At 49.9% G+C, this 24455-nt stretch carries 22 protein-coding genes; 3 read left to right on the forward strand and 19 right to left on the reverse strand.

Annotated features, from left to right (window positions below; genetic code table 11):
* Window positions 1-18: 18 nt before the first annotated feature.
* On the reverse strand, window positions 19-750 hold the full coding sequence (locus CWB99_RS12835) for a TrmH family RNA methyltransferase (protein ID WP_138552876.1): 732 nt from the start codon (window positions 748-750) through the stop codon (window positions 19-21).
* Between the two features lie 134 nt (window positions 751-884).
* Here CWB99_RS12835 and CWB99_RS12840 point away from each other — a divergent pair, with 134 nt between their 5' ends.
* Entirely contained in the window at window positions 885-1181 is a 297-nt protein-coding gene (locus CWB99_RS12840; protein ID WP_138543873.1) for a hypothetical protein, read from the forward strand.
* A gap of 134 nt (window positions 1182-1315) precedes the next feature.
* Here CWB99_RS12840 and CWB99_RS12845 read toward each other — a convergent pair whose 3' ends face one another.
* Window positions 1316-1918, reverse strand: coding sequence for a CBS domain-containing protein (locus CWB99_RS12845; RefSeq protein WP_138552875.1), 603 nt, complete (start codon window positions 1916-1918; stop codon window positions 1316-1318).
* A gap of 221 nt (window positions 1919-2139) precedes the next feature.
* Window positions 2140-2415: a hypothetical protein gene (locus CWB99_RS12850; RefSeq protein WP_138552874.1), complete on the reverse strand. Its 276-nt coding sequence runs from the start codon at window positions 2413-2415 to the stop codon at window positions 2140-2142.
* Window positions 2416-2669: 254 nt separating this feature from the next.
* On the opposite strand from CWB99_RS12850, the gene cysZ reads away from it, so the two are divergent.
* Window positions 2670-3398 carry a sulfate transporter CysZ gene (gene cysZ / locus CWB99_RS12855; RefSeq protein ID WP_138543876.1) on the forward strand — a complete coding sequence of 243 codons (729 nt, stop codon included), beginning with the start codon at window positions 2670-2672 and terminating at the stop codon, window positions 3396-3398.
* Window positions 3399-3440: 42 nt separating this feature from the next.
* Here cysZ and CWB99_RS12860 read toward each other — a convergent pair whose 3' ends face one another.
* A complete protein-coding gene (locus CWB99_RS12860; protein ID WP_138552873.1) occupies window positions 3441-4970 on the reverse strand; it encodes a response regulator in 1530 nt (509 codons plus the stop codon).
* 155 nt (window positions 4971-5125) lie between these two features.
* Between CWB99_RS12860 and CWB99_RS12865 the strand changes: the two genes are divergently transcribed.
* On the forward strand, window positions 5126-10672 hold the full coding sequence (locus tag CWB99_RS12865; RefSeq protein WP_138552872.1) for a response regulator: 5547 nt from the start codon (window positions 5126-5128) through the stop codon (window positions 10670-10672).
* A gap of 53 nt (window positions 10673-10725) precedes the next feature.
* On the opposite strand, the gene CWB99_RS12870 is transcribed toward CWB99_RS12865, so the two are convergent.
* The 15 genes from CWB99_RS12870 to prfA all read right to left on the reverse strand — a co-directional run bounded on the left by CWB99_RS12870 (window position 10726) and on the right by prfA (window position 24455).
* Complete coding sequence (locus tag CWB99_RS12870; RefSeq protein ID WP_138552871.1) at window positions 10726-10971, reverse strand: hypothetical protein; 246 nt, start codon at window positions 10969-10971, stop codon at window positions 10726-10728.
* A gap of 88 nt (window positions 10972-11059) precedes the next feature.
* Window positions 11060-11593: an AAA family ATPase gene (locus CWB99_RS12875; protein WP_249331881.1), complete on the reverse strand. Its 534-nt coding sequence runs from the start codon at window positions 11591-11593 to the stop codon at window positions 11060-11062.
* 74 nt (window positions 11594-11667) lie between these two features.
* The gene (locus CWB99_RS12880) at window positions 11668-13176 is read right to left on the reverse strand and encodes a serine hydrolase domain-containing protein (RefSeq protein ID WP_138552869.1); all 1509 of its coding nucleotides are present in this window, start codon (window positions 13174-13176) and stop codon (window positions 11668-11670) included.
* A gap of 35 nt (window positions 13177-13211) precedes the next feature.
* Window positions 13212-14027 carry an AraC family transcriptional regulator gene (locus tag CWB99_RS12885; protein ID WP_138552868.1) on the reverse strand — a complete coding sequence of 272 codons (816 nt, stop codon included), beginning with the start codon at window positions 14025-14027 and terminating at the stop codon, window positions 13212-13214.
* A 134-nt stretch (window positions 14028-14161) separates the two neighbouring features.
* Window positions 14162-15247, reverse strand: coding sequence for a 23S rRNA (cytidine(2498)-2'-O)-methyltransferase RlmM (rlmM, locus tag CWB99_RS12890; protein WP_125716511.1), 1086 nt, complete (start codon window positions 15245-15247; stop codon window positions 14162-14164).
* Between the two features lie 23 nt (window positions 15248-15270).
* Window positions 15271-15639 carry a DUF423 domain-containing protein gene (locus tag CWB99_RS12895; RefSeq protein WP_054017245.1) on the reverse strand — a complete coding sequence of 123 codons (369 nt, stop codon included), beginning with the start codon at window positions 15637-15639 and terminating at the stop codon, window positions 15271-15273.
* A complete protein-coding gene (locus tag CWB99_RS12900; protein ID WP_138552867.1) occupies window positions 15632-16294 on the reverse strand; it encodes an alpha/beta family hydrolase in 663 nt (220 codons plus the stop codon). The genes CWB99_RS12895 and CWB99_RS12900 overlap by 8 nt, the downstream gene beginning before the upstream one ends.
* Entirely contained in the window at window positions 16291-17184 is an 894-nt protein-coding gene (locus CWB99_RS12905; RefSeq protein WP_054017247.1) for a transcriptional regulator GcvA, read from the reverse strand. Before CWB99_RS12905 ends, CWB99_RS12900 begins: the two co-directional genes overlap by 4 nt.
* A gap of 62 nt (window positions 17185-17246) precedes the next feature.
* Window positions 17247-18101, reverse strand: a complete 855-nt coding sequence (gene kdsA, locus CWB99_RS12910; protein WP_138552866.1) for a 3-deoxy-8-phosphooctulonate synthase — start codon at window positions 18099-18101, stop codon at window positions 17247-17249.
* Between the two features lie 34 nt (window positions 18102-18135).
* Window positions 18136-19386 carry a DUF819 domain-containing protein gene (locus CWB99_RS12915; RefSeq protein ID WP_138552865.1) on the reverse strand — a complete coding sequence of 417 codons (1251 nt, stop codon included), beginning with the start codon at window positions 19384-19386 and terminating at the stop codon, window positions 18136-18138.
* Between the two features lie 97 nt (window positions 19387-19483).
* Complete coding sequence (locus CWB99_RS12920) at window positions 19484-20287, reverse strand: tetratricopeptide repeat protein (protein ID WP_054017250.1); 804 nt, start codon at window positions 20285-20287, stop codon at window positions 19484-19486.
* Window positions 20288-20431: 144 nt separating this feature from the next.
* Window positions 20432-20806 carry a SirB2 family protein gene (locus tag CWB99_RS12925; RefSeq protein WP_138552864.1) on the reverse strand — a complete coding sequence of 125 codons (375 nt, stop codon included), beginning with the start codon at window positions 20804-20806 and terminating at the stop codon, window positions 20432-20434.
* Between the two features lie 29 nt (window positions 20807-20835).
* The gene (locus CWB99_RS12930) at window positions 20836-22377 is read right to left on the reverse strand and encodes a response regulator (RefSeq protein WP_138552863.1); all 1542 of its coding nucleotides are present in this window, start codon (window positions 22375-22377) and stop codon (window positions 20836-20838) included.
* Between the two features lie 144 nt (window positions 22378-22521).
* On the reverse strand, window positions 22522-23370 hold the full coding sequence (gene prmC / locus CWB99_RS12935) for a peptide chain release factor N(5)-glutamine methyltransferase (RefSeq protein ID WP_138552862.1): 849 nt from the start codon (window positions 23368-23370) through the stop codon (window positions 22522-22524).
* A complete protein-coding gene (prfA, locus tag CWB99_RS12940; RefSeq protein WP_138552861.1) occupies window positions 23370-24455 on the reverse strand; it encodes a peptide chain release factor 1 in 1086 nt (361 codons plus the stop codon). The genes prmC and prfA overlap by 1 nt, the downstream gene beginning before the upstream one ends.

Consider the following 24455-nt stretch of genomic DNA (forward strand, 5'->3'; position numbering starts at 1 on the left):
GTTCAAGATCAGTCTACCTTACCCATGGCGTTTCATGTTATCAAGGATGATCCCCGTGGCCATCGCCACATTAAGCGACTCCGCGCCGCCAAAAGCGGGGATAGTGATGGGCTGATTAATATGCTCTGCCACCGCAGCGCTGATACCATGTGATTCGCTGCCCATCACCAAAATACCTCGCGTTGCAAATGAAGTAGTATGCACGCTTTGACCTTCCAGAAAAGCCCCATAAACCGGGCCATCGTAGGTTTTTAGCACTGTGCAAAGATCTGTTCTGATCACATCAACCCGCGCAAAAGAGCCCATGGTTGCGCTGATCACTTTGGGATTAAGATGATCGGCACATTGCTCACTGAGGACAATCTGGTTCAACCCATACCAATCCGCAACACGAATAATGGTGCCCAGATTACCAGGGTCGGATACGTCATCCAGTGCCAGGACCAACCCATTCGTGTTCAGCTCTGCCTGTGGCTCTGTCTCAGCAATGGCAATAGCTGCATTGTTACTGACCAGAGTACTGACTTTACTCAACTCAGCCTCATCGCACAACACCAGCTCATGGGGCTCCAACAAGGTCCGGTTGTCAGCAATAAAATCAGCGCTGGCAAAGATCTGCTTAACCGGTTTACCCGCATTCAGAAGTTCCTGAATATTTTTAGCCCCCTGTACCAGGTACAGGCCATGTTGTTTACGATATTTTTTTTGCGCCAGAGCGCGGAGCAGCTTTTGTTGATTTTTCGACAGCATACCTACCTCATTGGTTTACCCGCGAAGTATAACCGCAATAACACAGAAAAGGCAGAGTCATCCATCTGCTTGCTTGCCAAAGCGCCATTGCGCGCCTTAAAATAGGGACTTCTTCATACCTATAAGTTGTATTTATGTCCATTGAACTCCAGGTCATCCTGCTCAACGTCATTATTTTATGCCTGGCCTACTTTGTCATTTACCCGCGTTACGCTGGTAATGATTTAAAAAAGGTCTCGATTCAGGATTTGATCGCGACCGCCGTTTCGCTGGCTATTGTCGGCTCAGTCTACTATGACTCTGGATTATCTTTTTCTTTGGTCTTATTTGAGGTGAACTGGGCCTGGTTTACCGTGATTTCCTTTACCCTGATTGAACTGCCGTTGTGTTACTGGTATGCCAAACGTCACGGCGTTAAATTTCCAGAGTAAAACCCGCTTCACTTAATACATGTTCAATTTAAAGGGGCAATTTGGTATAAAAAAGGCACCCTCAGGTGCCTTGGCGTTAATTTACATTAACTTTAGGAAATAAATCGGTTGGACTATTGTTGGGCTGATTGGTATTACCGTTCGCTGTGGTGCAGCACAGACACTACAATATCGTTAAAGTGTTCAGCCGGACGTAGCTGATTAACTGAACGACCACCTGCTTTAATCAACTCCACCAAATCAAAGTAGCCACAGATCTGGCCTGTCTCAGGCGCGGTTACCAGCAAATAATCAAGGCCATGTGCTTCCATGGTCACCAGTACATCACCAGAGCGCGCTGTACGCAAATCAATCAGACTTATCTGTTTGAGTGTTTTAAGCGGCAGCATTACGTCGCTGGCAACAAGATCGCTGCGCTGACAGCCACGCAACTGAGCTTCTTTTAAGATATGTCGACTGCCCAGTCGGGCCTGAGAAATGATCCCCAGCAATACGCCATCCTGGGCCACAAACATAGAGGCCACATGAGTTTTATTCAGCACCAGCGTGGCATCATCAACACTGGTATTCGGGTCCAGATACACAGCACTCTGGCCATCCAGATTGTGCATATATTTTTGTGCCGATACCGACAGGCGATCAAGCCCATCCTCTTCAGCTGTACTCAGTAAGGGATTAGCCTGGACAGGAACATCAGCAGTCACATCAAGCGTATTCAGTCTGTTAAACGTATTCATTATTCACCTCTGTTTCGGGAATATACCAATGCGATTAAACACCTGGCCAAGCAAAGATAAATCAACTCCGGCAATAACGCGTCGGGTTTATGCGCTCTCACTTGGCTAGGGGTCTTTACACATGGGTCATTGCCAGCCACTTGCCACAAGCAGCGCTGACATTAAGCACATCACGGCACAGCCTATCAGGCGTGCAAAATTCAAATATAAAAATGCGTGGATTAGGCTGAAACAGGTGGGGCTCTGATCCCCTGATGATAATAAGTAAGCGGGTGATATAAGCGGACGCTATCCGGGAAATTGCGGGCTGGCTGCACATTTTCCTGGCTGGCAGAGCCTGGCATTGGGATGTCGGAGTCGCAGTCTAGCTTATCTTCGTCAGGGTCAGATAAAAGCTCTACCAGTTGCGCAGTTTTGACTGACGCACTGTTGCCAGCGGCGTTCACTGTCAGTGACACCATCAGACACAATGCTAATAACCAAAAACGCGATTGCATGAGCAAACTCCCCGAGGACGATAATTTGAATGTATAGGCAAGCAAGTGCGGTTTCAACCAGCAAAGCGCAATAATCTGTAAATTTATTTCTCCTAACCCCAGAGTGCACCAGATCCATTTTGCCGGGGTAACGGGAAACCTTCGCAAAGACAATAAGATGGCAAGGCGTGCACAATTTGTTACTCAACAGACTGCCCTTTTTTATCGACCTGACCTTATAATGGGCATAGAACTTTAAATACAGAGGTATTTCAATGCAACTGACCAAAGGTATGGAGTATTTTGTCGCGGGCTTTTCCTTACTGAGCCAAAAAGGACTTAAACGCTTTGTATTTATTCCTTTGCTTATCAATGTGTTGCTTTTTGGCGGCTCGTTGTTTTTCCTGTATGACTGGCTGACACAAGGCTTTGCCTACCTGAATGAGTTACTGCCTGACTGGCTAAGCTGGCTGGAATGGTTAATGTGGCCCATTGCCGTGTTAGTGATTTTATTCAGTTACAGCATGGTGTTTACCGTTATCACCAACTTTATTGCTGCGCCATTCAATGGCTTGTTATCCGAAAAAGTCGAACTACATCTGACCGGACAAAAAATTAACGATGATGGCTTCGCCGATTTAGTAAAAGATGTGCCGCGCATGCTGGGCCGCGAATGGAGCAAGTTGGTTTACTACCTGCCGCGTGCTATCGGCTTTTTCATCCTGCTGTGGATGCTCCCCTTCATTGGCCAGATACTCTGGGTGTTGTTTTCTTGCTGGATGTACAATGTGCAGTACAACGACTACCCCTTCGATAACCACAAAATCTCTTTCAAACAGATGAAAGACACTTTAAAAGCAAATCAGGGCTTGTCTTATGGTTTTGGGTTTGCGGTCATGGTGCTAACCAGCATTCCGATTGTTAATCTGATTGTGATGCCGGCAGCGGTGTGTGGCGCAACCAAACTGTGGGTCGAGAATTACCGCACTCAATTTCGCGATTAGCCATGCGCATTTTCCTCTTGGGCACAGATGCTGCCCAAGAGGCTAGTTTGCTTTTTCTCCTAAAGGTAAACTGACCGTCACCTCAGTACCTCTTTGCTCATCGGTGTTAAAATCTATCTGGCCCTGCTGCGCTTCGGCGAGCAGTTTGGCGGTGTAAGTACCCACACCAGCTCTGTCAGGCTTACCATAAGTCACAAACTTATCGAAAAAACGCGTTCTGACACCGTCCGGCACGGGATCGGGGTTTTGGATGATCACCGTGAGTTGCTGCTCAGCAGGTTGCGCACTGATGGTGACCAACGGCTTAGTATTCACGGCTTCCAATGCGTTGGTGATAAGATTATGAAATAAGGTGTAACATAGCGCAGGCTCACCAAAAAACATCAAATCCTTCGACACCACAGTACGCAGCTGAACTTTAGATTCTTCAACCAACGGGGCCAAGTCTTCCAGTACAGCTTCTATAACTTTGTGCAAAGGGTGAGTGACCGGATTGAGGCGGTACTCATTGGCTTCAATTTTTGCCAACGCGGACATACTGTCCATAGCGTGCTGAAGCCTTAAACAGCTATGTTGAATAAAGCTGAGATAACGCCTGGCACGCTCAGGGTCTTTGATGTGCCTGGCCAACATCGCCGTTGAACTGCGAATATCCGACACAGGTTTGGCAAGGTTGGTCTGCGTCAAACTGTCAAACTCATCTCGCAATCTTGCACTGTCCAGCATGGCGTCAATCTGTGCACGCATCAGACGATTCGATTCTATATTACGGCAGTGCGCTCGCACCCGAGATTTAACCACCGATGGGTTGGCCGGCTTGGTAATATAGTCGACCGCCCCCAGTTCAAGCCCCCGCACAACGTGCTCAGTTTGCTCCAGCGCTGTTAGAAAAATCACGGTAATATGCTGGGTGTGGGGGTCGTCCTTTAGGCGACGGCAGACTTCCAGCCCGTCCATACCCGGCATCATAATATCCAGTAACACCAGATCGGGTTGCGGCTCTGCAGCGCAGATCTGCAATGCCTTTGCGCCGCTCAACGCCGCTTTGACCTTATATTCCTTGCGCAGTACATCACCGATGATTTTAATATTGTCTGCCACATCATCAACCACCAGTACCTGAATGGGCTGCTCTACGAGAGTGTCTTCTTCGCTCATTTCTCCATGATAGGGCCTGACCGGCTTATTGAGTGCCCGACGCAGGCGCTCCAACATGATTTTGCTGGAAAAGGGTTTAACCACATATTCAGACACACCACATTTGATGGCCTGCAACACCTGAGATTGCTGAATGGAGGTGGCAGTCATGACAAAAGGAATCGCTGCCGTGCGCGGGTTTTTTCTGACTTCTTTCAGCAAGTCGATACCCGCCAACTTGGGCAACATCCAGTCGGCGATTATGAGGTGGATATCCTGATATTGCAGCTTATCGAGTGCGTCTGCACCATTGGGGCTCTGTAACACATTGACTCGCCCAAGGCCCGTGACAATGTTGGCCACCATAGAACGAATGGTCTCGTGCGCCTCAACAACCAGGATAGTCATAGTGGTTACTGCACTGCCATTATCCATTCTTCTCTCCTAAAGCTCATTACCTCATCATAAGGCTTGGCACAGTTAAGGTGTTGCAAGGTCAGAAAATTTATTTGCTATTATTGTGCACAGGTTTCTAATATCTGTCTAACATTTGTACAACGACTCAATGGACCAGCCAACAGGCCAACGCTATGCCAGTCACTTCTGTCTCATGCACGACCCGACCAACGCGTTGGGGTTTAGCACTCACTGTTAGTTTAGCGGTGAAATGGCTCTTATGTGCTTTATTCGCACAAAAAGTGCTGGCTACCACCCTCAAGATTGAAAATATCGCTACCTATAACGGCTTGAATACGCCGCAGATCTACGCCGTGAGCAAAGATCAGCAGGGGTTTATGTGGTTTGGCAGCGCCGATGGCATTAAGCGCTACGATGGCTATCAGTTCAGTAATTTTAAACATAACCCGGACGACCCCAGCTCACTGTCTGCCGACAGTGTCAGTGTGTTACTGTTTGATAGCCGTGGCCGTTTGTGGGCTGGTACCTGGGGTGGCGGCTTGAACCTGTTTTTAGGTGCACAACAAGGGTTTAAGCATTTTCGCCATGACCCCAACAACCCACAGTCTCTGGGGGCGGACAAAGTACAGGCCCTGTTCGAAAGTCAGGATGGCAGCCTGTGGGTTGGCACCAATGGCGGTGGACTCCATCGTCTCAAAACTGATGGCAGCGGGTTCGAGCGATTTGTCCATGACCCAGACAACCCAGCGAGTCTGGGCAACAACCGGGTGTGGAGTATTGCCGAAGCACAGGATGGTGCTATCTGGTGCGCCACCTCAGACGGGCTTTACCGACTTGACCGCCAAAGTGGCCAGTTCAGCGCATTTAAGGTTGCCCCACAGTCGCTGGATCACCCGGAAGTCCGACAGATCTCCGTTGCTGCCGATGGCCGACTCTGGGTGGCCACCCGTACCAGCTTTGGCCACTTTGACCCGGTTACTGAACGTTTTCATACCTATCAGCTCAATGATCACAGCCTGCCCAGTGTATCCAGTCTGCTGCACCATCAGGGCGATATTCTGCTGTCGACCTTTGCCGGTATCTACCGCTTTTCTCCATTACAGGAAAAATTTATACCCACAGCACAGGACGGCAAACTGGCATTACTGCAAAACCGCGATGTTCGCCAGGTGTTAATTGATCAGACCGGACTGATGTGGGCTGCAACGCGCTATTCCGGCGTCATAAAAGTGTTTCCTCATCCACCCGCCTTTACAGCCTGGCATCACTTTTTGGCAGGCCAGCAGCTTTCCGGGCTATTCAATCAGGTGCTCAGTATGGCTCAGGCCATTGAAGGCGGTGTATGGCTTGGTACCGGTCGTGGCTTAGTGCATTTTGATGGTCACGGGCAATTTGTTCCGTTCGCTTCACCCGAGGAACTAACCGGCGACTATCGCCTCAGAGTTCACCACCTCAATCGGGATGCCGAAGGTCAGCTGTATGCAGGAACCAATTTTGGTTTGTTTAAAGTCGATGAGCTAAATCGCACTTTAACCTCCTTTATGCCAGCCGGAGTGCGAGACGGCTCACCCGTCGATTATATCAATTTTGATGCTCAGGGGTGGGTGTGGCTGATCATAGCAGGTGAACGCAGAGTCACGCGCTGGCACCCACCAAGCGGCGAAGTACAATATTTCCTGCCCAATACGGATCCGACTTTTGTGCTGTTCGACAGTGATGATCAAGTCTGGATAGGCAGCGATGGGGATGGCCTGTTTCGTCTCAGCCCGGACTTAACGCAAACACATCACTACCTGCCCGATAATACCCACACCAGTCTGGATGGCCGCCACATTAATCAGGGCATTCAGAGTGGTCGTTACCTCTGGTTTGCCAGCAATAATGGAATAACCCGTTATACACTCGATGGTGGGCAGTTTAAGCGCTTTAGTAACACCACATCACAAGCCAATTTCGCGGTGAAATCCATTGTCGCCGATGAACTCGGGCTGCTGTGGCTGGCAACCTCGGGCGGTGTATTTCAACTTGATCCGCTCAGTGGGATCTTTCATCAGTTCACAACCCATGACGGACTGGGCAACAACCACTTTCTGGCGCGCTCTTTTGTCACCTATGATGAACAGATCCTGTTTGGCAGCATAGATGGTATCACCGGGTTTAATCCACTCACGGTCTACGTCAATATTTCCCCACCGCCATTGGTTTTTACCCATGCTGAGCGCGATGGAGAGCGAATTAACAAACTCGATAGCGGTATTGAGTTTACACATAGAGACAGAAACCTGACGGTCTATTTTGCCGCGCTCGATTACCATGCTACAGAAGATAACCGCTATCGCTATAAGTTGCTGGGGCACGATGCACAGTGGAGCACAATCACAGATGTACCTCGCGCCAGTTACCGTTCACTTCCGCCTGGCGAATATGTACTGCAGGTTGTGGGGAGCAACAATCATGGTGTCTGGAATGATACACCTATTGGCTTACCTATCATTTCTCTGCCCGCCTGGTATGAAACCCTGTGGTTTAAAGTACTGCTGCCTGCTGTGCTCATCATCTCGATAGTGACCATAGTGCATATCAGGGAGCGCAGGCTGCGTCTGGCCAGCTTAAAGCTGGAACACAAGGTCGCGCAGCGCACCCAGGATCTGGTGGTATTAGGCGAAGTGGGTAAAGAAGTGGCTGCAACCTACGACATGAAAGTTATTTGCGAAACCATTTATCAGCACCTCAAACAAACTCTGCCCTGTGAGTTCTGTGCGGTGGGCATTTATCACCAGGATCAGCAGTACATAGACTACATATACGCTGTGCAGAATGATGAGCCGTTTTCAGCACTGATAAGCAAACTGAGTTCCAGCCGGGGCGCCGATGTGTACTGTGTCAAAGAAGCCACACAGGTTTATGCTGCCAGCCCGCAAGACTGGCAAAAACTGGCGTTAGATGCCGCCGACAATCTTCACGGAGAGGCCACGCAAACTGTATTTTGTGCCCCGCTGGTAGTCGACGGTGAAGTACTGGGCGTGTTTACCCTGCAATTCAACCATGAACATGCGCTCACCCGGGCACAGCGCGCGATATTGCGTGTCGTTGCCAATCACCTCGCTGTGGCTCTGGCCAACTCCTTGTCTTATGGCGAACTCAAAGAAGCTGAACAGCGGCTGGAGCTGGCGATGTCAGGTGCCAATGCCGGCACCTGGGAGTGGGATATCAGCAGTGGACAGCTGATCACTAACGATGTCTGGTCAGAAATGCTAGGCTACCAGTGCGATGAGTTGGAACAGCAGTACGGCCCTAGCATTGCACGCTGGCACCAGCTCATTCACCCGGACGACCTCAGTGCCACCGAAGACGCATTACTGGCTCATGCGCGCGGCGACAGTGATACTTTTCGTCATGAAATGCGCATGAAATGTGCCGATGGCAGCTGGAAGTGGATCCTCAGTATTGGTCGCAGTGTGGTCGCCAAACATGGTCCCGGTGGCAAGGAAGTGTTTGGTATTCATATGGATATCAGCGACGCCAAAGCGCTGCAAGTGGCGCTGCAAAAAGCCAAGGATAAAGCGGAAAGTGCCACTCAGGCCAAGTCCGACTTTTTATCGAATATGTCCCATGAGATCCGTACTCCCATGAACGCCATCATAGGCATGAGCTACCTGGCCCTGCAAACCGCTTTGGATCGTCAGCAGCGCAATTATGTGGAGAAAATCAATCGCAGTGCCGAGTCGCTCCTTGGGATCATCAACGACATTCTCGATTTTTCTAAAATTGAAGCGGGCCGGCTCGATATTGAAGCCATTGAGTTTGATCTGGAAGAAACCCTGACGCAAAGCATAGACCTTTTGGCCATCAAGGCACGAGAAAAGGACATTGAGCTTTGTGTGATGCTGGATCCCGGGATCCCGGCACGTCTGGTAGGCGATCCACTGCGGATCTCACAGATATTATTAAACTTAGGCAGTAATGCGATTAAGTTCACCGATAAAGGCGGTGATGTGATCATAGATGTGTCGCCCCAGGCAGGCGACAAAGATACCCTCACACTGGCATTTGCGGTCATAGACACCGGCATTGGTATGACCGATGAACAGCAGCAGAAACTCTTTAAATCCTTTAGCCAGGCGGATACCTCAACGACGCGTAAATACGGGGGAACGGGTCTGGGGCTGGCGATTTGTAAAAAGCTGGTGGAACTAATGGGTGGCCAGATAAGCTGCCAGAGTATTGCCGGTGAAGGCAGTACCTTTGCCTTTGATATCGTTGTGAAATTGTGTGACAACAGCGATACCCATTTACCTAAACTATCCGTGCAACATGCGGTGATCCTCGATGACAATCAGTATGCCGCAAGCACGCTCAAACGCTACCTGCATGTTTTTGGAGTCAGCGCCGAGGTCATCGGCCGGGACGCCTTTGACCCGGATTCGCCAGCTATCAAAAGTGCCCAGTGTATTCTGACAGACAGTCGCTGCCTGACTATCTTACCCGACTCACTGCGTGCAACGCTGCCCGTCGTCCTGCTAAACCATAGCGGCGACAGCGCAGAAGCCGATGTCAGCTATACCCTTAGTAAACCGGTTTTCCCCAAGCCACTTGCTGCCTGCCTGCTCAGCCTGTTTGGCGACCCAAATATCGGAGAACACAGCGAGACGAATACCGAGGAACCATCTCACGCGGTCGTCGGTGCGCATTTACTACTGGTTGAAGACAATGACCTGAACCAGGAGCTGGCCATTGCCTTACTGGAGAAAAACGGCATTCGGGTTGATGTTGCCGAACAAGGTCAGCAGGCACTGGAGATGCTGCAACAGCGCCACTATGATGGCGTACTGATGGACTGCCAGATGCCGGTGATGGACGGTTACAGCGCTACCGAAGCTATCCGCCAGCAACCCAAATGGCAGGACCTGCCGGTCATCGCCATGACCGCCAGTGTGATGCTGGATAATCGTCAAAAAGCGCTGGAATGCGGTATGAATGACATTATCGAAAAACCCCTGAACCCGCGCAAAATGTTTGCTACGCTCGCCCGCTGGATTGTCCCGGCCCAGCCAGCGAATGTGTCCGCCGCCAGCGAACAGCCATTGCCAGCATCAACGGATACATCAGAGGACCTAGCTGTGATAGCCGGGCTGGATACCCAGGCGGGACTCGCCATCAGCGAAGGCGACACAGCGCTGTATAAAAAGCTGTTGGTGCGCTTTTGCGACAAGCAGTCGCAATTCGAGCAGGCCTTTGCCGAGGCCCGGGCACATACCGACACAGATCCACAGGGCCCGATGCGGTGCGCCCATACACTCAAAGGCAGCGCTGGTAATATCGGGGCTGTTCAGGTGGCACAGCTGGCCGCTGAGCTAGAAACCGCCTGTGCCAACAATGCACCGGTACAGACCATAATGGATGAGCTACTCCCCTGCCTGACTGCCCTGATTGATGCAATGACGCTGGTACTGGATAAGTCGCAGGACATAGGCCCTCCCAGCGAGGCAGGTCATTCAGAAAACGCACTTCAGAACATTGATATAACGGCTTTACTGGCTGAACTCAAAGCACTGATCAGTGATTCGGATATGGATGCCAGCGACCGGGCTGATACATTACTGGAGGCGCTAAGCGGCACACCCCAGCAGCCCCTCGCTGAGCAACTCTTTAACCAGATTGAGGATTTTGATTTTGATGGCGCAGAAGAAACTTTGAGGGCGCTTGAATTACAGCTTTAGCGGACTTTTTTACACTGGATATTGCATTTCAAAAAATGCAATTTAATTCGCTGCTATACTGTTATTTCATCTAATATAGCTTGCAGTTTTGCTGGATCAGCCACACTGCCAAAATAATACTCTTTACCCCCGTCATCCATAAATTCTGCTGGGGTTTTCATTTCATAGAGTACATCATACTTTCCGGACAGCAAATCTTCGAGCGCATCAGCATCATCCCAGGTTGAAACTCTAATATAGGGGCCCGCCTCTTCATCAATCAACACCACTATTCGTTCTTTTGTTTTTGAATCGATCATTGTTCCTCTACATTCACTGCGATTAAGCTATTGCTGACTAATTTAGTTAAATTGCAAATGTGAAGATATCAAAAATAATAGCATTGAGCTAAGCCTGCTTATCATTTGAGCTACCTCTGTTCACAAGTATCAGGCTTTCACTGGCTTCGGGTGGTTCAAAATACTGGCTGACCTGATAAAACACCGCGTCGGTATCAAAGTGTGCCCGCGCTGGCTGTTCAACCCGGCGCTTGGCCAGCTGGGCCAGACATTGCTCCTCACTGACATCCAGATAGTAAAGTTGATGTTCGGCCTGTACTGCTTCGCTCAGCTCAACAAACCAGGCGCGTTGCCGTCGGGTGTTAGCCGGAAAGTCCATCACCACATTCAGCCCCAGCCGCAACAGGCTTTGCACATGCGCTTTAATAAAAGGTTTGATTAATCGGGATTTCTCAATGTAATCATCAAAGGTACTGATTTGACCTGGATAATGCACCGCTAGCCAGTCATCCTCAGACAAGACAAGCGCCTGATGATCCTGAGCCAGCTGACGCGACAGGGTGGATTTACCCGCGCCCATCTTGCCGCATAAATAATAGAGTGTGCCGTGTTGCGCCACTGTTCCGTCCCTGTGTAATGTCATCGAAAGGTCAGTTTTAACACATTACACACCTGGGTCAACTACTGTGGCACCAAACCGCAACACGCTCGTTTTGACTACTGACGCTGATAAACCCGGCCTGCCCACTCCAGGCTGACAGGATTCCCCTCTGCATTCAGTTTAAATTCGACAGGCTGAGGCTGAGCAAACGGCACATCATAGAGCGCAAACCGAGCTTGAGTGGCCGGTTTGAGCGTAAAGCGATAGTCAAAACTGTGCCCGCTCAGGTGGTCCTTGTTTACTTTCAAAGTCAGATCGAGGTAAGCATTGTCACCGCGATAGTGTCCGGCATAGTTTGCTAGCTCTTTTTTCGAAGGCGTATAACGCCACTGCTGCCAGTGTTCAGCGTGCTCGGCATCATTCAGACGTTGTTGACGTCGATTAAGCAGTTTAGCGACTTTGTCCTGATAGGTGCTCAGATTTTCCCGCTCAGCGGCTTTATATTCAGGTGCATCCAGCAAATACAACAAATACTGCTTAATCGTCTGAATGGTATAACGGCCAGTCATGTTGTCTGAGTTCGAAAAAGTCGCCAACCCTATTTTTAGCTCTGGCACAATGGCCATCAAAGAACGTGAGCCGGTATAGCCACCACCATGGATCAGCACAGAGTAACCTTTAAAGGTGCAGATATTCCATCCAAGTGAATAACCTTGACAGGGGATCCGGTAAACATTGCGCGCTTGTGGGTCAAGCGCTACGGCCTGCTGATGTGACAGCGCCAGATCCGCAGCAGAAATATTGCCCTGACCCGCTGACAAATTCAGTTGCAACCATTTTGCTATGTCTGAGGTAGAAGTGACTATCCCACCTGCAGAGTGCATCATTGCATCAGTTTTAGGCGGTACCGGTTTCCACCCTGCTTCACTTCCCTGCCAGATATGGTTCCAGGCAACCTCGTCAGCCGCAAAGTCTGATGTACGGGCTGAACTGTGCGGCATGTTAAATGGCTTAAACAGTACCTTTGCGAGCCAGTCCTGCCAGCTGCGACCAGTTACCTGTTGTAAGATTGCCCCGTAAATATTGTACCCAAGGTTGTCATACTCAAATCCGTCATCGCGTTTTTTACCATACCGTTTGATAAGCCACGGGTAGTCATCGACCGCCACTTCCGTCATATAGGCTTCCATTTCCGTTACAAAATCCGCACTGACAGGTACCTGGTGAGAGAGCAAATCAATTAAACGCCACTGTTTGGCATCAACCCCTTCGGGAAAACTGTTGGCAGGCCAAAACTGACTAAGAGGTGCGTACAGATCAAGCACCTTTTGATGATGCAGGTGAGCGGCAACCAGCCCCATATAGGCTTTTGTCTGAGAAGCAATGTAAAGCGGTGTCTGTGGCGTGACAGGCAAATTGGTACCTGCTCTGCGCTTCCCCCATACTTTATTGAGCAGTACCTTATCCTGATTAACCACCACCATACCAAATCCCGGTCCAAGCTCCGGTGTACGCTCGATATAATCGGCAATATAATCTGCCGCCTGTTGCGGTGTGGCTGCCAATGCAGAGAGAGGATTCAGCGTCAGTGCACAAGCCAAAGTGAGTAGTGCGTGTAATTTCATAATGATTTCCGGATGGTTATTATTGTATGTATATCCTAGCTTGCTGATTTAGTACTGTATTGAACAGATTTAACCTGCTTTGCCTGAAACAACTTTTGCAGTTTCCCGGGTGACAGACCTAATCTACTCTTCATAGCTCTGCTCATATGACTCTGATCGGAAAAACCGGCATGAAATGCGCTATCACTCAGGGGCAGACCTTGAGTCATCGAGCGCAGTGCTTTACTCAGCTGTAGCTGTTGTTGATAAGCACTGGCAGAAATATGAAAGTACTTTTTAAATGCACGGGAAAAGTACACCGGATGGATCCCTTGCAGTGTTGCCAGTTCGCTAAGCGACACTGGCTGTTCGGCCTCTTCCAGCAACTTTTTAGCTCGCACCAGCCAGTCGGGTCGCTGCCGCTCTCTGACGGTATGTTGAGGGATTCCACATTCGCCCAGTGTGTCCCAGAACAGGTCATGCAGCGTATCTAACTGACAATGATACAACGCCTGTAAATAAGATGCCTGCCCTGCCCGGGAACCTGCAGTATGCCGAGACTGCCACTGATATCGAGGTGAAGTTATTTTATCAAACTGGGTAATCAGCTCAGGAGACAAGGAAAACGAAAAGATCAGCGTTCCCTGAGCACCGTACTGATCACTGTGCAAAATATGCTGCGGCTTAAAACATAATCCAGGCGTTGCTATATCGACAGCCGACTGCTCAGTTTGCTCACGCAAGCCACCACTGAGCAGCACGGATAACTGTGCATGATCGTGTCGATGTGCTGGCATCATGCTGCCTGGCGTATAATAGCTCAGCGTTGCCTTTAGCTGAGGAGACACAGTGTGCTGCAGTAGTCTTGTCATCAGTTACTCCTTTGCTGCTGATTTTATTTAAATAACAGCAAAGTGTAAAAACAAGAGCGTAAGAAAATATTGCAGGAAAAAGAATCAAGTAAAGTGATGGCGACTACCATACCTGGCAGCCACCGAAACAATGCTTAGCTGTAGAGGTTTTGCGGGACTTTCAGTACCTGAATATGCACGGTTACTTCTTCGCGGTCGTGATAAAGGTGTTTAGCCTGTAGCTCGTAGCCTACGCCATATTTTTTCAGCTCGTCGTGGATCAGCGTTAAACACTCATAAACCGTATCAAAGCGCTTTTTCATGGGCAGCTTGAGGTTGAAGATCAACTCGCGGACAAAGCCGTTGACTATCCAGTCGACCATCAGCTCACTGACGCGGGTTGGTTTTTCGACCATGTCACACACCAGCCAGTCGATGTTGCGCTTTTCGGGGCGATATTTAAAGCCGTCTTCACGGAAGTGCTTTACCTGCCCGGTTTCCATCAAATCATCGTTCATCGGGCCATTGTCGATTGCCGCCACAAACAACCCGCGGCGTACCAGCTGATAGGTCCAGCCACCTGGACAGGCACCCAAATCCACGCCGCGCATGCCAGAGCGAACCCGCTCAGGCTCGTTCTCTTTACCAACAAACACATTGAAAGCTTCATCCAGCTTAAGCGTTGAGCGGCTCGGTGCATCGGCTGGCATTTTCAGTCTGGGGATCCCCATAAAGAACGGCGAGTTATTATGACTGAATGAGTAACCGACATAGGCGGTATCGTTTGCCAGAAACAGCACATGCAGCACCGGTTTATGGGCTTTGTGATCGCGGGTCAGCTTATTTTGCTTCTCCAGTGCTTTGGCCAGTGGCGTCGAGAATTTCTTACAGAACTTCGACAGCTCTTTGCCTTCATTGGTATCCGGGGTTTCTACCCGCAGATCGCCACACAAAGGGAAATCCCCAACCACCTGTTTGATCTCAGATACGCGGTCTTCAACGGGCATTTTGCTTAACAGCACACCCGCAAACCACTGGCGGGCAAACACCAGGCTGGAAAAATCGACCTGTTTGAGTAGCAGCTCACTCTGAGCCGGGTCAAAGCACTCAAAGGTCACATAGCCCGTATTGGGCTTAGCTTTCACGTAACCGGCGACATTATGTAACGCGGCGTGATGCGTAATTTCGGCCGCCGCATCGCTTTCAAAGCCGCTTCGGCAATAAATAACCACACTAGACATAGTGATAAAAAGTCTCTAATCAATTAAAAGGGCTGGCGGGCAACCTGAAACAGCAGCCAGGCCCAGCCAAGAATAAAACACAGTCCGCCCAGTGGCGTAATTGGTCCCAGCCACTTGGCACCGGTCAGCGCCAGCAAATACAGGCTGCCGCTGAACAGGACAATCCCGGTCGCAAATAAATAGCCCGAGAGCTGAACTTTCACACCCCATTTCAGGAGCAGGGCTACGGCCAGCAGCGCCAGACCGTGGGTCATCTGATATTCAGCGCCGGTTTTAAATATGCCAATGGCATAGTCACTTAAACGGCTTTTCAGGCCATGGGCGGCAAACGCCCCCAACATGACCGACAGCATACAAAATGCCCCGCCCAGCAGTAAGAATAGCTTAGCCATTGAGTATCTCCGCAATTTTAGCGGCAATGGCCTCAGCGGCCAGCTGGCGATTTTGTGCTTCTGTCAGGCCGCTGGCTTTGCGCGGCTTCAATGAGTGGTCGCCATCTTTAAGCCATACCAGCTCAGGCCAGCTCTTTTCTTCAGCTTGCGCTGCCAAAGCGGTAACCTCGGTATGATTACCAAACGTATCACGCTCTCCTTGCAGCACCACAAACGGGCAAGGGATATCGGCAAAGTGCTCGGTACGCAGTTTCTCAGGTTTGCCCGGTGGGTGAAACGGATAACCCAGCGCAAACACGCCTTGTACCTGAATATCGTCTTCACAGACCAACATAGATGCCATACGCCCGCCCATAGACTTACCACCGATGAATACAGGTAAGCCGTCGAGTTGCGCGCTGAGCACATCGCGATAATGCGCCAGCAACTTAGGGGCACGCTCTGGTGGGCGACGTTTATCCAGCGCCTTCGCCATCTGCATATAGCCAAAATCAAACAGCCCGACGGTGACTCCCAGCGCACTCAGGCGGTGTGCCATGTCCTGCATAAAGTCGCTGTCGCGGCCCGCTCCTGCGCCATGGGCCAGGATCAGCTGCGCCTGAGGTGCATCAGCCTGATGCCACTCGATATCAATCTTTACTTCGCTCTGCGTCATTGTTGTTCCTGCTCTACCATTTCCAGCATCCAGTTTTTGAAGGACACAATTTTACCTAATTCAGCCTGAGATTCACGACACACCAGATAGTAAGCATTTTTACTTTCCAGATGATGACTGAATGGAATGATCAAACGGCCCGCATCCAGGTCGGGTTTTGCCAATACGCTATTGCCCAGCGCGATCCCCTGACCATGCACCGCCGCCTGAGTCACCATAGATGAGTGACTGAAAATCGGTCCGGTATTAGCCGGTACGTTACGTACTCCAGCAGTTTTTAGCCAGGCTTTCCATGCGCGTCGGGTGGTGTCATGTAGCAGGGTATGATTCGCCAGGTCGCTGGGCTGATCCAACGGCTTAGGGCCATTGAGCAGCAAAGGGCTACACATGGGCACCAGGTATTCAGTATGCAGCTTATGAGTTTGCACCCCACTCCAGTTCCCCCGACCATAATAAATGGCTACGTCCACGTCATCGGTTAATGAGTTTTCATCCAGATCCTGTGCCTTTATTCGCACATCAATGTCCGGATGTAGTTCATTAAACAGGCTGAGTCTGGGCACCAGCCACTGAATCGCAAAACTGGGCGTCAGACTCACCGTAAGAGACCCTTTTGCACCCCGTGCCAACAGTTTTTCTGTGGCATCGATCAACTGAGAAAACAGCTCTTTGATATCCAGGAAATAGCCCTGCCCTTCTTCAGTTAACAGCAGAGACCTGTTTTTACGTAAGAAAAGTTTAACCCCGAGGTGCTCTTCCAGAATCTTGATCTGGTGGCTGATGGCTGCCTGGGTCACAAACAGTTCTTCGGCAGCTTTGGTAAAACTCAGGTGCCGGGCTGCGGCCTCAAAAGCTTTCAGTGCGTTTAATGGAGGTAATCGTCGTGACATGGCGGGAATTCCAAACCAGGCTTATAAAAATGGCGGAGTATCCTCCGCCAACAAGTCTATGCTTAGAGGTCGGCAGCGCTGGTATCCAGCGGAGCAAAACTCTTTACCAGATCGTCCACGGCTTTCATCTGCTGCAAATACCCTTCCAGCTTCGCCAGCGGCAGTGCACATGGACCATCGCATTTGGCTTCGTTTGGATTCAGGTGTGCTTCAATAAATAAGCCTGCCAGACCCAACGCCATGCCGCTGCGTGCCAGCTCAGCCGCCTGCGCACGACGACCATCGGCAGAATCACTGCGACCGCCCGGGCGTTGCAGGGCGTGTGTGGCATCAAAGATCACTGGCGCCATATGCTTCATGTCATCCATGCCCAGCATATCGACTACCAGGTTGTTATAACCAAAGCTGGTACCGCGTTCACACAAGATCACTTGTTCGTTGCCCGCCTCGCTCATCTTTTTGATGATGTGACGCATCTCATGCGGTGCCAAAAACTGAGGTTTTTTTACATTGATGACATTGCCAGTCTTAGCCATGGCCACAACCAAATCAGTTTGACGTGCCAAAAAGGCCGGCAACTGGATCACATCAACCACTTCGGCAACCGGTGCCGCCTGATGAGGCTCGTGAACGTCAGTGATCAGCGGCACGTTAAAGGTACTTTTGATTTCTTCAAAGATTTTAAGCCCCTCTTCCATACCCGGACCGCGGTATGAGTTGATAGAAGAGCGATTAGCTTTATCGAACGATGCCTTAAACACGTAGGGGATGCCCAGTTTGCTGGTCACTTCAACATAATGCTCGGCAATGCGCATTGCCAGGTCACGTGATTCAAGCACATTCATGCCACCAAACAGCACGAAAGGTTTGTCGTTTGCAACCTCGATGTCTGCTACTTTGATAATCTGTGTATTCATTGTCTTTCCTAAAAATAGTCGCTAACTGGCGGCACTAACTGCCAATTACACGTAAAATTTGTCCGCACAGCCAGGCTGCGTAGGTGCCCAGCGCATAGCCCAATACGGCTAACAGCACGCCCACCGGAGCCAGTGCCGGGTGGAATGCCGACGCAACCACAGGCGCTGATGCCGCACCACCTATGTTGGCTTTACTGCCAACCGCCACGTAAAACACCGGCGCTTTAATGAGTTTAGCCACCAAAAATAATAACCCCACATGCACCGCCATCCAGATCAGGCCAATTACCACGTATTTAGGGGCTTCAACAATTTTGGTGATGTCCATGTGCAAGCCTATGGTTGCCACCAGGATATATAAGAAACTACTACCCACTTTGGAGGCGCCCACGGCCTCAAAGTTGCGTGCTTTTGTAAATGACAGAGCGAGTCCAATGGTGGTGACCAGAACGATGATCCAGAACAGTTTGGAATGCAGGGAGAACTTCTTAAGCTCTGGGAAATTACTGGCGAAGTATGGCACCAGCAAATCGGCGGCGAAATGCGCCAACCCGGTTGCGCCAAAAGCAAAGGCGACCAGTAGCATTAAGTCTTTTAATTCAGGCCGTCTTGCATGCTCCGCTTCAAAGGCCTGCACTTTGTCAATCAGGTGCTCAATCGAGGCCGTATCGGCGCCGGTTCGCGCATCAATGTCTTTATGTCTGGCGGCCAAAAATAGCAAGCCAGCCATCCACAAGTTGGCTACCACTATGTCGACCGTTACCATAATGGTAAAGATCTCTCCACCGGCACCATAGATTTCTTTCATCGCCACCATGTTAGCACCGCCGCCAATCCAGCTACCGGCCAGTGCAGCCATACCACGCCATACCGCTTCAGGCCCGGCGACACCGAGTAATTCAGGCATAAAAGTGGCCGTGATCAGTAGTGCAATCGGTCCGCCGAGGACCACGCCGACCGTACCAGTCAGAAACATTATGATGGCACGTTTACCCAGCCCCATGATGGACTTAAGATCGATGCTCAACGTCAGCAACACCAGACAGGCTGGCAGTAAAAAGTACTTAGCGACAGTATAAACATCGTTACCGCTGCCATCGACAATCCCAAAGGTGTTTAGCAAAGATGGCAGGAAATAACACATCAACAGGGCGGGCACATAGCGATAAAACTTGGCCCAGAATCCCGTTTTCAGATTAGAGGTATAAAAAACAAATCCCAGAATAATGGCTAACAGGCCAAGCACAACGGCATTATTGGTAATGAGTACACTACTCTCTTGCATAGGATCTCTCTGTTTCCTTGATTATACAAAAACCGCTCAGGAAGTTAGCACCGATGACTGGCATAACTCCCCTCTGTGCAGTGCGCACTGACCTCACCTAATGAAGGATATTATTATGGTCGGCCAGCTCAGCGATTTGATTTTGAATGAGTTCAATGGTTGGGTCGTCTGGGCATTCATCAACAAAAAATTGCAAATCATCTTTTGCCATTTTTGGACAATTGAGTTGATTTAGCAGATAGCCCCTGTCGCGACGCTCATAAGGGTCATCACCCAGTAATTCCATCAACATCTCGACACAGCTCAGTGCATGACCAAATTTCTCAGCTGCAATAAACGACCATTTTTGCTGGGCAAGATAAAGCTTGAAGGCTTCCTCTCCGAACACCAGCTCCAGAGGCTCCTGCTCTTTGTCATCACCATTTTCAGGGATCACATACCAGGCTTGGTGGCCTGAGCTGGGGTCTATGATATAGCCTTCTTCGTCGCTCAACGCAATGTGTACCTGCACATCGCCCTGATTAATTGCCAGGCTTGCGGTGAGATTAGCTCGCTCCAGCAAATGTACCAGAATAAGCGCCAACGCCATGCTGGTACCACTGTGCATCTTTAAAGCGTAACAGACATTGTTTAGCAAATGCTCTGGCACTTTTTGGTCCGTGCCACTAAATAACCATTGGGTATAAAACGTATCGAGCAGCGCATCCACGCACGTGTGTTTGTCGGCATTTTTATGGCAAATGTCGTCAACAGCCTGCTCAAGCTCAGCCAGTAAACATAGCGTGTGTGAGGTATCGGCCTGAGCATCCCAATGTGGCTCAGCCCAGATACAACGTAACAAGGCCGGTGTAGAGAAATGCTCCGAACTTGCGTCGTGTTCATCGAACCAGATATCAGTCATAAATAACGAACTGTTTTCTACTGTCTAAAATTATAATGGGCTAGTGTAACATTTTTCATCACATTCCCAAGGGGATTTTTATTTTGGGGAAAATTGACAGAGCTTAAGGTAGGTAGCCGGACAGCGGGCTGTCCGGCGCAAACATTACAGTATGAGTGCGTTTTTAGCGCTGGCCAGATAGCCTACAGCCAGCAGGGTGACCGTTGCCAGTATCAGCGCGCCCACTTGTTTTGCTTTTGTTGTCGACTTAGCAACCACAAAGCCAAGTGCAATATAGGCAATCACCAGAACGATTTTTTCCATCAACCAGGGCTGCTGTGCCGGGTTCAGGCTAGCCATCACAGCCAGTGATACAGCGCTTATCAACAATAGAGTGTCAACGCTATGACTGGCGATAAACACCCCTTTATTGGCAGCCAACTTGCCACTGGCCAAACGCGAAACGGCGCGGGTATAAAACAAAATAATACTTAAAACTGCAAACATCACATGCGTGTGCTTAAGTGCCATGTAGTCCAAAATTGCCCCTTATTAAATCAACTATAAAATCAATCTTCTAACCGAACCAGGATCTGTTCCAGCTCGTCAATTACAGTATTGAATACATCAACCAGTTTAGGGTCAAAGTGCTTACCCTTTTGGCTGTTAATTTCAGCCACCACTTCGTCCAGGCTGTGCGCCGGGCGATAACAACGCTCGTGACGCATTGAGTCATAGACATCGGCAATCGCCGCTATGCGTCCGAAAATATGGATCTCTTCGCCTTTTTTACCTGTTGGGTAGCCACTGCCGTCCCACCGCTCATGGTGATCGCGAGCAATCATAGCGCCGGCATTCACTATCTCACGGCGTGAGTCGCGCAGTATCTGGTAACCCTTTTGGGTATGAGACTTCATTACATCCCATTCTTCGGGCTCCAACTTGTGTGGCTTATTTAAAATCGCATCGGGAATACCCACATTGCCAACATCATGCAAGGGTGAGGCAAGACGTACCAGCTCGGCTTCGCGATAGCTGAGCCCATAATGCTTGGCCAGCACATAACAGATGTTTGCAACACGTTTAACATGATTGCCCGATTCGGTAGAACGCTGCTCAAGCGCTTCGCTTAATCGATACACGAGCTCCTGCTGAGTGTCTTCAATTTCAGCCTGAAGCTGAACGTTTTCATACGCCAGTTGTACGTTTTGTGAGAATATTTTGATCAAGTGCTTTTGCGTATCGGTCAAAAACTCAGGGATCCCGGAGACAAACAACATAGACGCGTGGTTATATTCACTTGAACAATACGCAAACAGGTAGTTGTCCTTATACACTATGCCACGGTCTTGCAATGCCTGACGACAGGCTTCCATTTGTTCCGAGTCCAGCACGTCTTCAATGGGCTTGCCTTCGCTTCTGGCAAACTCGCCACGACCTGTAAACACCACCAGTTTATCACTGCTATTGGCAGGGTCGTTACTGGCAACCAATGACGTTGCATAAATGGCTTCATCCACAGTCCCCAACAAAGAAGTCAACTGCTGGATCACGCCCTCGATAAACTGGTCAATGGAATGTGACGCGAAGATATTACGTGAGGCTGTGATGATTTTTTCCAGTCCCTGACGAGACTGATCAATAGACAAGATGTCTCGGTAGGAACGCAGGCTTGACATCACCACAGTAAATAGCTTTTGTGCTGTCAACTCAGTTTTAGATTTATAGTCATTAATATCATAATTGACTATGACCTGACGCTCCGGGGCCTGACCTGGCTGTCCGGTACGCAAGATAATGCGAATGTTGTTATTTTTAGCCGTTTCTCGAATATATTGCGCGACTCGCAGGCCAGCGTCATCCGTCTCCATCACCACATCAAGTAGCACAATTGCGGCATCAGGGTGGTCCATAACCACCTTCTTTGCTTCCTCGCCAGAATAGGCACTGAGAAACTCCAGGCGCTTTTTCTGAAACTCAAAGTCACTGAGCGCGAGTTTAGTTACCGCATGCACTTCAGGTTCATCATCAACAATGATCACCTTCCAGGTGCCACTTTTTTCCTGTATTTCTGATTCACTTGGCTCGTCTGAAAACAAAAAATCATCCATTGGAGAGTCCTTAACACTCTTTTGTACTCGTATCTCGCCAGTATTGCGCGCGCTGACGGACATGAAACCGGTTGAGGATAACCGGCTTATTGCTCGCTAATACGGTATCGCTATCTTTATGCCGTTTTGCTTAAGGAATAACGATTATTGCGGCTTTTGCGCCATCGTTACCCTATCACAGCCTGCCATATCTTTTATTGTAAGTATATTGCGATAGTTCATTTGTGCAAAAATCTGCTGAACACCAGCAGCTTGTTGATAGCCATGTTCAAACATCAAATAGCCATCGGATGCGAGATGCGCCTGCGCTTGTTCAATAATATGACGAATATCGGCATAGCCTTGATCCGGTGCTACCAAAGCGGATAAAGGCTCAAAACGCACATCACCCTGACTCAAATGTTCATCTGCCTCACAAATGTAAGGCGGGTTGCTGACTATCAGATCAAAACACTGATCTGCTAACGCCGAAAACCAGTCACTCTGGCGGATTTCAACATGGTCAAACCCAAGACGTTGACGGTTTTTCTCTGCCAGTGCCACCGCCTCATCTGAGAAGTCAACTCCGGTTAGCTGCCAGCCAGGCTGCTCCGACGCCAATGCCAATACAATGGCGCCCGTCCCGGTACCCAGGTCGAGTACTTTAGCCTGCTCAGACAAAGGCAATGCAAGCGCCTGCTCAACCAAGGTTTCGGTGTCAGGCCTGGGGATTAACGTGCTGTTGTTCACGTATAGGGGCAAGCTCCAGAACTCACGCTCACCGGTTAAGTGTGCAACCGGCTCACCGCTTCTTCGACGTGCGATAAGAGACTCAAACCGCTGATATTGTGCTTCACTCAGTTCAGCTTCTGGCCAGGCAAATAAATAACTGCGAGTCTTTTGCAGAACATGTAATAGCAATACTTCAGCATCAAGTTTTGCTGACTCGGAGCTATTTTGGAGCTGTGCACTTGCCCAGGCAATCGCCTGAGCAAGATTTGGATGTTGCGCCATTAATCATCGCCCATGGCTGCTAGCAGATCAGCCTGGTACTCCAACACTAAGGGGTCGATAACGGCACCCAGATCACCCGCTACAACTTCATTCAGACGATACAGTGTGAGGTTAATACGGTGATCCGTAATACGGCCCTGTGGATAGTTGTAAGTGCGGATCCGCTCAGAGCGGTCACCGCTACCTACCAGGTTGCGGCGCTCACTTGCCTCGGCAGCCTGACGTTTTTCGTCTTCCGCCTGCTGCAGGCGCGCACCCAATACAGACAAAGCCTTAGCACGGTTTTTATGCTGTGAACGTTCATCCTGACACTCCACCACAACACCGGTTGGAATATGGGTAATACGGATAGCAGAGTCAGTTTTGTTGACGTGCTGACCACCGGCGCCTGAAGCACGGAAAGTGTCGACTTTCAGGTCTGCCGGGTTTATTTCAATGGCTTCCGCTTCCGGGATCTCCGCCATCACAGCCACCGTACACGCTGACGTGTGGACACGGCCCTGAGACTCAGTCTCTGGTACACGCTGTACGCGGTGTGCGCCCGACTCAAACTTCAGTTTACCGTACACCCCATCACCTTTGATGTTGGCAATGATCTCTTTGTAACCACCGTGCTCGCCCTCATTGGCACTGACCACTTCCACTTGCCACTTTTGAGTTTCAGCATAACGGCTGTACATGCGGAATAAGTCACCAGCGAAAATAGCCGCTTCGTCACCACCCGTACCGGCGCGGACTTCCAAAAATACGTTGTTGTCGTCTTTAGGATCTTTTGGCAGCATCAGGATCTGGAGCTGCTCTTCCAGTTCTGAAATTTGTTCTTTTGCTTCTTTGAATTCTTCCTGAGCCATTTCACGCATATCCGGGTCAGAATCTTTCAGCATTTCTTCGGCTGCTGCTACGTTTTCCTGCGCCTGCTGATAAGCAGTAAACGCCTTCACCACATCCTCAAGCTCTGAGTACTCTTTTGACAATGCGCGAAAACGGTTCTGATCGCCAATGACTTCCGGATCCCCCAGCATGGCTTCCACTTCTTCGTGGCGCTCTACCAAAGTTTCCAATTTACGATAAACGGACTCTTTCAT

This window comes from Pseudoalteromonas rubra (assembly GCF_005887095.1).
In the GTDB taxonomy this organism is placed as follows: Bacteria; Pseudomonadota; Gammaproteobacteria; order Enterobacterales; family Alteromonadaceae; genus Pseudoalteromonas; species Pseudoalteromonas rubra_E.

What these genes read in the sequence shown, in the direction of transcription:
- CWB99_RS12895 (WP_054017245.1), bottom strand. Translation starts at nt 15,639, where the DNA reads ATGGCTAAGCTATTCTTACTGCTGGGCGGGGCATTTTGTATGCTGTCG.
- CWB99_RS12835 (WP_138552876.1), bottom strand. Translation starts at nt 750, where the DNA reads ATGCTGTCGAAAAATCAACAAAAGCTGCTCCGCGCTCTGGCGCAAAAA.
- CWB99_RS12840 (WP_138543873.1), top strand. Translation starts at nt 885, where the DNA reads ATGTCCATTGAACTCCAGGTCATCCTGCTCAACGTCATTATTTTATGC.
- CWB99_RS12915 (WP_138552865.1), bottom strand. Translation starts at nt 19,386, where the DNA reads ATGCAAGAGAGTAGTGTACTCATTACCAATAATGCCGTTGTGCTTGGC.
- CWB99_RS12850 (WP_138552874.1), bottom strand. Translation starts at nt 2,415, where the DNA reads ATGCAATCGCGTTTTTGGTTATTAGCATTGTGTCTGATGGTGTCACTG.
- CWB99_RS12870 (WP_138552871.1), bottom strand. Translation starts at nt 10,971, where the DNA reads ATGATCGATTCAAAAACAAAAGAACGAATAGTGGTGTTGATTGATGAA.
- CWB99_RS12865 (WP_138552872.1), top strand. Translation starts at nt 5,126, where the DNA reads ATGCCAGTCACTTCTGTCTCATGCACGACCCGACCAACGCGTTGGGGT.
- kdsA (WP_138552866.1), bottom strand. Translation starts at nt 18,101, where the DNA reads ATGAATACACAGATTATCAAAGTAGCAGACATCGAGGTTGCAAACGAC.
- cysZ (WP_138543876.1), top strand. Translation starts at nt 2,670, where the DNA reads ATGCAACTGACCAAAGGTATGGAGTATTTTGTCGCGGGCTTTTCCTTA.
- prmC (WP_138552862.1), bottom strand. Translation starts at nt 23,370, where the DNA reads ATGGCGCAACATCCAAATCTTGCTCAGGCGATTGCCTGGGCAAGTGCA.
- rlmM (WP_125716511.1), bottom strand. Translation starts at nt 15,247, where the DNA reads ATGTCTAGTGTGGTTATTTATTGCCGAAGCGGCTTTGAAAGCGATGCG.
- CWB99_RS12860 (WP_138552873.1), bottom strand. Translation starts at nt 4,970, where the DNA reads ATGGATAATGGCAGTGCAGTAACCACTATGACTATCCTGGTTGTTGAG.
- prfA (WP_138552861.1), bottom strand. Translation starts at nt 24,455, where the DNA reads ATGAAAGAGTCCGTTTATCGTAAATTGGAAACTTTGGTAGAGCGCCAC.
- CWB99_RS12880 (WP_138552869.1), bottom strand. Translation starts at nt 13,176, where the DNA reads ATGAAATTACACGCACTACTCACTTTGGCTTGTGCACTGACGCTGAAT.
- CWB99_RS12845 (WP_138552875.1), bottom strand. Translation starts at nt 1,918, where the DNA reads ATGAATACGTTTAACAGACTGAATACGCTTGATGTGACTGCTGATGTT.
- CWB99_RS12930 (WP_138552863.1), bottom strand. Translation starts at nt 22,377, where the DNA reads ATGGATGATTTTTTGTTTTCAGACGAGCCAAGTGAATCAGAAATACAG.
- CWB99_RS12885 (WP_138552868.1), bottom strand. Translation starts at nt 14,027, where the DNA reads ATGACAAGACTACTGCAGCACACTGTGTCTCCTCAGCTAAAGGCAACG.
- CWB99_RS12875 (WP_249331881.1), bottom strand. Translation starts at nt 11,593, where the DNA reads ATGACATTACACAGGGACGGAACAGTGGCGCAACACGGCACACTCTAT.
- CWB99_RS12905 (WP_054017247.1), bottom strand. Translation starts at nt 17,184, where the DNA reads ATGTCACGACGATTACCTCCATTAAACGCACTGAAAGCTTTTGAGGCC.
- CWB99_RS12900 (WP_138552867.1), bottom strand. Translation starts at nt 16,294, where the DNA reads ATGACGCAGAGCGAAGTAAAGATTGATATCGAGTGGCATCAGGCTGAT.
- CWB99_RS12920 (WP_054017250.1), bottom strand. Translation starts at nt 20,287, where the DNA reads ATGACTGATATCTGGTTCGATGAACACGACGCAAGTTCGGAGCATTTC.